The organism is Vibrio jasicida CAIM 1864 = LMG 25398 (genome assembly GCF_000400365.1).
Lineage (GTDB): Bacteria > Pseudomonadota > Gammaproteobacteria > Enterobacterales > Vibrionaceae > Vibrio > Vibrio jasicida.
Map to the genome: position 1 here is coordinate 21,935 of NZ_BAOG01000210.1, position 8,981 is coordinate 30,915.

Sequence of the window (8,981 nt, forward strand, 5' to 3'; positions counted from 1 at the left end):
AGTAAGCAATTCCCATGTACTATTTCTCGCACAACAATGAGAAATACGAGAAACACAACACATGGAAATCGCACAGTCACTACAACAAGTAAAGTCATCGTACATTCGAGAGATCCTCGCTGCTGCCAGCGATAAAAACGTCATCTCGCTTGCTGGCGGTTTGCCAGACGAGAAGACCTTCCCAATCGATTTAATGAAACCAACACTGGAAAATCTCGCAAACATGCCTGAGGTTTTCCAATACGGTTCGACGGCCGGTTACACACCTCTGCTTAATTTCTTGACGGATTACTTCCAGTTGCCAGACACGCACAGCGCAATGGTAACGACTGGCTCTCAGCAAGGTTTGGATTTGATTGCGCGTGCTTATGTGAACCCGGGTGACAAAGTCGTAATGGAAGCCCCAAGCTACCTTGGTGCGATGCAGGTGTTTGGTTTGGTTCAAGCGAACATCGTGACTGTTTCTCAAACAGAGTTCGGTCCAAACCTTGAAGAGCTAGAACAGTGCTTCGCTGAGCAAAAGCCGAAGATGTTCTATGCGGTGCCAGATTTCCATAACCCAACAGGCGTATGCTGGGCACTAGAAACACGTCAAAAAGTTGCAGAGCTTTGTATTCAATACAATGTGGCATTTATCGAAGATGCACCATACCGCGAGCTGCGTTTCTCTGGTGAAGCTTTGCCTTTGGTTTCTGATTTCTGTCCACAAAATTCTATCGTACTGCGCTCATTCTCTAAGATTGCATCGCCAGGTCTTCGTATCGGCGTGGTTACGGGTAAAACTAGCTACCTAGAACCGCTGATTAAAATCAAACAAGGTGCTGATCTGCACTCAAGCGTACCGATGCAAGCCCTACTGCACGGCTTGCTTCAACACGACAACTTCGAAACCCACATCAGCACCATTTGTGAACTGTACAAGTCTCGCTACGATGTGATGTACGCAGAGCTAGAAAAACAGCTTCCCGCAAGCTGCGTCCTTAAGCCTGTTGATGGTGGTATGTTCGTATGGGTAGAGATCCCAGAGTGCGATACGTTTGAGCTGGCAAAATCACTACTGGCGAACGGTGTGGCTGTGGTACCAAGCCCTGTCTTCTACCCAGAAGGGTCTGAAGTGAAAGCGGCACTGCGTCTTAACTTCACCAATGCAACACCAGAAGAATTAAAAGTGGCGGTAACACGCTTAGCAGACGTACTCAACGCGCTGTAATAAAAATTACACCTTAAATTCCAAATACCTGCCTTTGAGATGCGAATTAAGTCTCAAAGGCAGCGTTTCAAAAAGTTCCCAAAAAAATTTATTTTTTTCTCTCAAAATCAACTCTCTACGTTAAGTGTCTGTTTTCGCTTGATCCTCGCACCATCGCAAAAAATAGATCTCGGTCACGGATTTGAAGCCTTGAAAAGTTACGTCTATCTTTCAGAAAAAAGACATCGACCTTGCAGCATCATCGACGAATTCAAACACTTTTGATCGTGACGGCTTATCGCGATTTAGAGTTGGGCAGAAAAGCCAACTAAACAGTCTTGTGAAGATGAACGTGGCGAGGACGCAACTACAACCATTCTGAATGTCGCTATCCCAACTAAGTTGGGCAACAAACGTTAGCTGAGCGCATCATATTCCAGAGGGGTTATCAGGATGAACAATCGACCATCGAAAGGACTCGTCATCACTGGCTTGTCCGCCATGCTATCACTCGTTGCTGCAACATCTGCAAATGCAAGCAACTCACCGAACTGTAACGACGTTCTCGCCGGTAATAAGACCGCTGCATCGCAAAAAATGACGGTGTTACTTGGGGAAGATATTACTCAAGCTAACCTTGTAACTACCGTCGTTCCAGAGAAAAACAATCCATTCGTGACCGAAGCATTAGTCTCTGTGGCTAACGACGTATCACCAAACGGCCCATTACCTAAGCAGTCGCTGGCAGAAATCAAACAAGTGCGTGCCAACATAGAGAAGGCCGGCGTTGAAGTAAGCAAGTTACAAGGTACATATGAAGTAGCATTCGTGAGCTTAATTGATGGTCACTGTCAGTTCTCGACCAATAACATGACCACTCACGCGAAGATCGACTTCGATCACTTAGAGGGCTTGTCTGCTTACTCTATCCCTGCCCTACTGGCGATGGTAGATAAGTCTTACGCGATGGCAGAAACACGTATTGCAGAGGAAGAAGCGCGTATCGCTGAAGTTGAACGAGAGAAACAAAGACAGAAAGAGCTGGCAACCGCTGCGGCAGCCGCTCGTTACCAAGACGCGAATGTCTTAGTCAAAGTCGAAAAATTTGACGGCTCGAATGTCACTTTCTCTGTGACTAACTTAGCAACAGAAGGCGATTTACAGCCAAGCTTTAACACCTTCAGAGCGTACCAAACCGATAAAGGCGAGTTGATTTACAAATCCGAATCACTGTTGAGTTTGGTAGATGGTGAAGGTAACGGCCTAGCAACCATTGGTATTGCTGAACTTGGTCCAGAGGGAAACAGCGACCTGACGATTTCTCCTAGAGAAACTCGGAAGTTCATTACCAGTGTGGAATCTGAAGTGGCGCCTCAAACTCAGCTAAGCTTGGAATTTCCTGCCAAAGTGCTCAATACCGATGACGCATTCAGTGTATCGTTTACCGATTCCGTTGCTATGGCGACCGCAAGCTTGAACTAAAATTCAAGAACGGCCTGTCCTGTCGTTCCTTGCAGCCCCCTTTAAAATTGGGGGGCATAAAGCAAAAAAGCAGACTGTCGACAGTCTGCTTTTTATTCGTTTGTTCCAAGCTTAGTTTTGGCATTGATACGCGTTAGCGAACATAGTGACCGAGCTTGAGAAACCCAGAGGTTGATACAAGTAAAGCGTGTCTGCACCCAATTCTACTGCTTTTATGCGCATTTGGTTTAATGTGCCCCAAACCATGTCTTTGTCTGCATGTAGCCAGTAATCGTAGAAGTGACCTTCTGAGCCCATTACTGTACCAAGGTGTTGGCAGTTTTCGATTGCATTTACATCATCCCAAATCACTTTTACTTGCTCTGATTCTTGTGTTGGGAACGTCACACAACCAGTTAATAACGTTGCTAATGCTGCACCAGTCATTAACTTTTTCATAATTTCATCGCCTTAGAATTAAATAGACTGCGGATTCTATTTATCGTTTAAGCAATGAACAACAAAAATTTTTTATGCTTTACACAAGCATTGATTTTCTTGATGCCTTTAATGCGCGAGCATCACGAATATTCAGCGTCATCAAGGTAAGATTGATGAAGCCAGCAAGCAACTCAATCCCCTGAATAATGTAGAACATGGTATCAAACTGACCCACTCCCGCTAAGTACTTTAAGTAAATTGCAGCAGGAACCAAAATCAGCAGACCATTCAAGGCAACAAAAGGCATGCGTTTTTTCTTCGCAGCTAAAGGCCCTTTTTTCACATTCGGTGCCATCTTAGCACCAGTAATTCCAGTGATTGCCATTAATGGTACGACTGCCCAAATCGCATAAGAAATATAGGTTTTTACTGCCAAAATGGTTTGGTGGTTACCAAACAACTCCACCAGTACGGTGCTAGTGAAAAAGCTCATGATCAATAGATAGGCACTGATAGAAGCAAGTCGATGAACTAAAGCGAGTTTCTTTTTCATAGCAGTATTCTCTTTTTTGATTTGATGTGAGTAGCGGTACAAAACAAAGATTACACAACAATCATTGCATACGCAATATTTGCATTAAAAACAAATTATGAACCTGACTCGATATTTGCGCATGAAGGTTTTAACTTAATGTTTTTAATGAACATTTACTTTCAAACAAAAACAGAGTTGTGATTGGATTTTGTGAAGGAATTGGAGTAAAACTGAAGGGTAGATGAAAAGAGGAACTGAATTTGGCTTCCAAAAATAAACTGATCCGCTATCAATCCACTGAAGTCGCAGATGTTTTCAGTAAAGAAGATGAGCTGATCAAACTCGTGCAGACGGATCAACTCTCTCAAGTCTTATTGTTGTGGCAAGTGAAAAGCCCAACGCTCGTCCTTCCTGCGGGAAAGAAGTGGCCTATTTCAGACGAGCTTGAACAAGGTCTTGAAGAGACTAACTGGAAGCTATTCTCGAGAAAAACTGGCGGCGCACCCGTACCACAAGTTCCTGGAATTATTAATCTATCCCACATTTATCATTGGCCAGAAGGTCAGCCATACGACATCAAAAAAGCGTATCTCGACTTATGTTCTGTCCTAGAGGTTTTCTTTGAACAACTTGGTGTAAAGGTTGATATGCACGCAACACCAAACTCATATTGTGATGGGGACTACAACCTAAACATCAATGGACAAAAAGTGGTCGGAACCGCACAACGAGTCTTACTGAAGAAGGGAGGCGGGCAAGTGGTGCTCTCTCAGGCCTGCATTCTTATTGATGCGGACGTAGAAAAGATCGTTGAACCGGTAAAACTGTGCAATCAATTGTGTGGCCATGCCGATCATATTCGCGGTGATGTTCACACCCCCCTATTTAACCATATTGAACAAAGACCGAGTGTGGATGCCTTGTTCCAGCTCATTACTCAAACTTTTTTAGATCGCGCGAAAAGATAAGCCAGAACATAAAAAAGAGCAAAGCTACCGCATACCGATCGCTTTGCACTTGTTCTTCGTTGTGATTGCTACTGAGTGTAGTCGTTGCGCTCGCTGTCTTTGTCGGAGAAGTACTGAATAAATTCAAACTGCATTCCATGATCTTCTAAGTAATAGACATTCTTACGAAATGGATGCTCTGCCCCTCTGTGGTCAAGTTCATAGCCCACTTCTTTTAATCGGGTAATGAGCGCCTCTACATCAGGTACTGCGATACCAAGATGTTTCATGCCAGTAAAGTGTGTTGCCCAGTGACTAGCATCCCCATTACCACCATCGGAAATAGCAATATAAGAGTGCTCATCTCCAACATGGAACCATTCGATTGGACGACCAAACCAATCATCAATTTTTCCACTCCCACGAATCGTCCAATTAGGAATAGCGGTTGTTAAAAACTCAATGGTTTTACGTGCATCGACCACGGAAATATTGGCGTGTTCTACATAGCTTTTCATAACATTGTTCCTTATTTATATGTTTGTCGTTGTGATTTTCTTTTTGCTTGTAAAACACTCTAAAACCTATAGTTAACTTTAGGTAAAGTCGTAATTTTAACGATTCCGTGAGAAGTGAGATCTGGATCAACTATTCATCGGTAACAGAAATAGTTGAAGCCGACGGCTAAAAGCCTCAGAATGGCGCACTTTTCGCGTCGCACATAAATTCGACGCCTTGTTATCTAACTCAACAATTGAGAATCATACATATGGGTTTTACCTCGTTAGGTCTATCTGCTCCAATCCTTAAAGCTATTCAGGAAAAAGGCTACGACACCCCTTCGCCAATTCAGGCTCAAGCAATTCCTGCAATTCTGGAAGGGAAAGACGTCATGGCAGCAGCGCAGACTGGTACGGGTAAAACAGCGGGCTTTACGCTGCCAATCCTAGAACGCTTGTCAAACGGCCCTCGCGTTCGTAGTAATCATGTTCGTGCACTTATTCTTACACCCACGCGTGAACTTGCAGCTCAAGTACAAGAAAACGTGTTCATGTACAGCCGTCACCTATCGCTAAACAGTGCTGTTGTGTTCGGTGGTGTTAAGATCAACCCACAAATGCAGCGTCTACGTAAAGGTGCTGACGTATTGGTTGCAACCCCAGGCCGCTTGATGGATCTTTACAGCCAAAACGCGGTGAAGTTCGACCAACTAGAAGTACTCGTATTGGACGAAGCGGACCGCATGCTGGATATGGGCTTTATCCGCGACATTCGTAAGATTCTTGATTTGCTGCCTAAGCAACGTCAAAACCTACTGTTCTCTGCGACATTCTCTAATGAGATTCGTGACCTTGCGAAAGGCCTTGTGAACAACCCGATTGAGATTTCAGTGAACCCTGCAAACTCGACAGCACGTACTGTAGAGCAAAGCATTTACCCATCAGACGTGAAGAAGAAAGCGCCGATGCTGGTAAAACTGATCAAAGATGGTGATTGGAAACAAGTACTGGTCTTCACTCGCACTAAACACGGTGCAAACCGCCTGGCGAAATTCTTAGTGGACGAAAAGCTACCAGCGGCAGCGATCCACGGTAACAAGAGCCAAGGTGCTCGTACTAAAGCGTTGGCTGATTTTAAATCTGGCGAGATTCGTGTGCTGGTAGCAACAGACATCGCTGCACGCGGTATCGATATTCCTCAGCTTCCTCAAGTGGTTAACTTCGAGCTACCAAAAGTGGCAGAAGATTACGTTCACCGAATCGGTCGTACAGGCCGTGCTGGAGAAGTTGGTAAAGCGATTTCTCTAGTGTGCGCACTTGAAGCATCAGAGCTTTTTGCCATCGAACGTTTGATTCAACAACTGCTTCCACGTAAAGAGCTAGCGGGCTTTGCACCAACCAATGTGGTTCCAGAATCTAAATTGGATACTCGCCCAATCAAGCCTAAGAAACCGAAAAAGCCTAAGAAGCCAAAAGCAGAAGGTGAAAACAGTCAAACCGCTGAGAAGAAAAACAGCGGCGGTAACAACAAACCAAAGCGTCGCTTCAACAGCGACAACAAAAACGGCAAAGGTGAAGCAGGTAAAGGCGGCGCTGGTAAACCAAAAGGCAATCGTGACGGTCAAGCTCGTTCAAACGGCAAGCCAAGCGGTAACAAGCCGAATAGCAACCAGTCTGGAGCGAACAAACCGGGCGCAAATAAAAACGGTAACGGTGGCAAACCATCAGGTAACCGCAAGCCTAACAGCGGCAAGCCAGCTGGCGCAAAGCCTTCAAACGGTAAACCGTCAGGCAACAAGCCATCAGGACAACGTCGTAAGCCACGTCCGCAAACTGCTAAGTAATTAGATACCGAATTAAAACAACAAAGCCGCTGATAATCTCAGCGGCTTTGTTTTATCCAGCTTCCTTGGAATCTCCTCCCCAAAAAACGGGAACGCAGTCGTTATAACTAGTCATACAGTATCTTTGAAACTGTTCTCACCTTTTATTTTTGCGTAAAATATGCTCATAAAGTAAAAGGAATACCAAATGAAAAACAGATGGTTAGGTATTGCTTGTGCGCTTCCTTTATTAGTTGCGTGCAATAGCGAGAGTTCTGCAATTGCGCTGTCTAGCGAGACCGTTTCACAAAAGCAGATCGATACGATAACGTCGAATATCAATGAGCTTTACCCAGAAGCAACTCCAGAGCAGAAGCAGAAAGCGGCAGAGGTGGTGGTACGAGCGATCGAGAACATGGTGTTCGTCGAAGGTGGCAGCTTTGATATGGGCGATTTCAAGATGGATTGTGATTTCCCAACGAAAACTGAAAACCGTTTAGATTGGTCTCCTGATGCGCAATGTTTTAACTTTGCTACCAACCTTTCTGGTGCGCAACATTTACATAAAGTCACCCTCGATTCTTACTCTATGTCTAAATATGAGACCAGTTTTATGGATATGGAATGGATGCGTCAAATAAATGGATTACCGGTAGCCCTCACTAACTTCATTAGTGTAATTCCTTTGAAGACAAAGCCGATGGAGCGGACAGATGAAAAATATAAGAAAGCTATTGAATACAATTTGAAAAGCAATGAGGCTGCATATACAAAATCTTGGCAAGAGGCAAAGGATTACTGTCAGTGGTTGGGTAAAGTTTCCACTTTAGAATTTGATATTCCGACAGAAGCGCAATGGGAGTTTGCGGCAAGAAGTCGCGGACAGCATTATTACTATGCGACCAATGATGGTTATCGTTCCATTCGGGAAGGACGATATTTTGATCCAGATGTGGGTAAATATATAGATATACTCCCTTCAGAAGTAAATAGTAGTACTAGTAGTGAAGAATATATTGGTCAATGGCCAGCAAATCCTCTGGGGGTATATGGGATGAGTAATGGTATTCAGGAGTGGGTTAATGATTGGTATGCAAAAGAGTATTACCTAAACTCACCTAAACACAACCCGCAAGGACCGGAAAATGGTATTCAAAAGGTTGTTCGAGATGGTGGAGGAATAAACACCTTTGACCGTTTTGGTAAAGATCCTGTTCTTGACGCTTACTCCCCAACCCACAGCTTCCGTTGTTCAGTTCAACAACCAAAACCACTTACAGAATAGACAAGATATGAGCCAACACATTTCTCTCCTGTCTACTCAACCAGTATTGTCATTTCATCTCTAAGTAAGCGTCACATACTTAAACTCACTTGTGCACAGTCTCCCCTCCCCCTAAACAAAAACAGGAACGCAGTCGTTATAACTAACCATATAGTCGCTTTGAAACTGTTCTCTCCTTTTATTTTTGCGTAAAATATGCACATAAAGTAAAAGGAATACCAAATGAAAAACAGATGGTTAGGTATGGCTTGTGCGCTTCCCTTATTAGTTGCGTGCAATAGCGAGAGTTCTGCAATCCCGGTATCTAGCGAGACCGTCTCTCAAAGGCAAATCGAAACGATTGTGTCAAACATCAATAAGCTTTATCCAGAGGCAACTCCAGAGCAAAAGCTGAGAGCAGCCAAAACCGTAGTTCGAGCGATTGAAGAACTTGTATTTGTTGAAGGCGGTAGCTTTGAGATGGGCGATTTTGGTGCTCCATGCGAAGTACCAAGTCGTACACCAAACCGTATTGACTGGTCTCCAGGCGTGCAGTGTTCGAGTGACCCATCCAGCGGTGAAACAGGGGCTTATAACCTGCACAAGGTCACATTAGATTCGTACTCTATTGCAAAATTTGAAACACGCTTTGTCGATATGGAATGGATGCGATGGATCAATGGATTACCAGTAGCGAAAGACTTTTATAATGGTTCATCTGACCGAGCAATTGTTGAACGAGATTCTGAACGTTATGTGTATGCAATGGAGGACGGGCAAAATACTGCGGCATCTGCAAAGAAATGGCAAGAAGCGAAAGA

Annotated in this window: 8 protein-coding genes and 1 pseudogene; 6 read left to right on the forward strand and 3 right to left on the reverse strand. The window is 44.2% G+C overall.

Annotation, left to right across the window (positions count from 1 at the left end):
• Nucleotides 1-61 precede the first annotated feature (61 nt).
• Nucleotides 62-1,210 (forward strand): aminotransferase-like domain-containing protein, encoded by a 1,149-nt coding sequence (locus tag VJL_RS26890; protein WP_038882414.1) that lies wholly within the window; start codon nucleotides 62-64, stop codon nucleotides 1,208-1,210.
• A gap of 432 nt (nucleotides 1,211-1,642) precedes the next feature.
• Nucleotides 1,643-2,671: a hypothetical protein gene (locus tag VJL_RS26895; protein WP_038882416.1), complete on the forward strand. Its 1,029-nt coding sequence runs from the start codon at nucleotides 1,643-1,645 to the stop codon at nucleotides 2,669-2,671.
• Between the two features lie 111 nt (nucleotides 2,672-2,782).
• On the opposite strand, the gene VJL_RS26900 is transcribed toward VJL_RS26895, so the two are convergent.
• Together VJL_RS26900 and VJL_RS26905 are read right to left on the reverse strand one after the other, a co-directional pair.
• On the reverse strand, nucleotides 2,783-3,109 hold the full coding sequence (locus VJL_RS26900) for a DUF4156 domain-containing protein (RefSeq protein ID WP_038865090.1): 327 nt from the start codon (nucleotides 3,107-3,109) through the stop codon (nucleotides 2,783-2,785).
• Nucleotides 3,110-3,188: 79 nt separating this feature from the next.
• Nucleotides 3,189-3,644 carry a hypothetical protein gene (locus VJL_RS26905; RefSeq protein ID WP_038882418.1) on the reverse strand — a complete coding sequence of 152 codons (456 nt, stop codon included), beginning with the start codon at nucleotides 3,642-3,644 and terminating at the stop codon, nucleotides 3,189-3,191.
• A 242-nt stretch (nucleotides 3,645-3,886) separates the two neighbouring features.
• On the opposite strand from VJL_RS26905, the gene VJL_RS26910 reads away from it, so the two are divergent.
• Nucleotides 3,887-4,594 (forward strand): lipoate--protein ligase family protein, encoded by a 708-nt coding sequence (locus VJL_RS26910; RefSeq protein ID WP_038882419.1) that lies wholly within the window; start codon nucleotides 3,887-3,889, stop codon nucleotides 4,592-4,594.
• A 68-nt stretch (nucleotides 4,595-4,662) separates the two neighbouring features.
• Here the strand turns inward: VJL_RS26910 and VJL_RS26915 are convergent, their stop codons facing one another.
• A complete protein-coding gene (locus VJL_RS26915; RefSeq protein ID WP_038882422.1) occupies nucleotides 4,663-5,091 on the reverse strand; it encodes a VOC family protein in 429 nt (142 codons plus the stop codon).
• Nucleotides 5,092-5,342: 251 nt separating this feature from the next.
• Here VJL_RS26915 and VJL_RS26920 point away from each other — a divergent pair, with 251 nt between their 5' ends.
• The 3 genes and pseudogenes from VJL_RS26920 to VJL_RS26930 all read left to right on the forward strand — a co-directional run.
• The gene (locus VJL_RS26920; protein ID WP_038882423.1) at nucleotides 5,343-6,917 is read left to right on the forward strand and encodes a DEAD/DEAH box helicase; all 1,575 of its coding nucleotides are present in this window, start codon (nucleotides 5,343-5,345) and stop codon (nucleotides 6,915-6,917) included.
• A gap of 187 nt (nucleotides 6,918-7,104) precedes the next feature.
• On the forward strand, nucleotides 7,105-8,181 hold the full coding sequence (locus tag VJL_RS26925) for a formylglycine-generating enzyme family protein (protein ID WP_038882424.1): 1,077 nt from the start codon (nucleotides 7,105-7,107) through the stop codon (nucleotides 8,179-8,181).
• Between the two features lie 222 nt (nucleotides 8,182-8,403).
• Nucleotides 8,404-8,981, forward strand: a pseudogene (locus VJL_RS26930) (formylglycine-generating enzyme family protein); the annotation flags it as partial.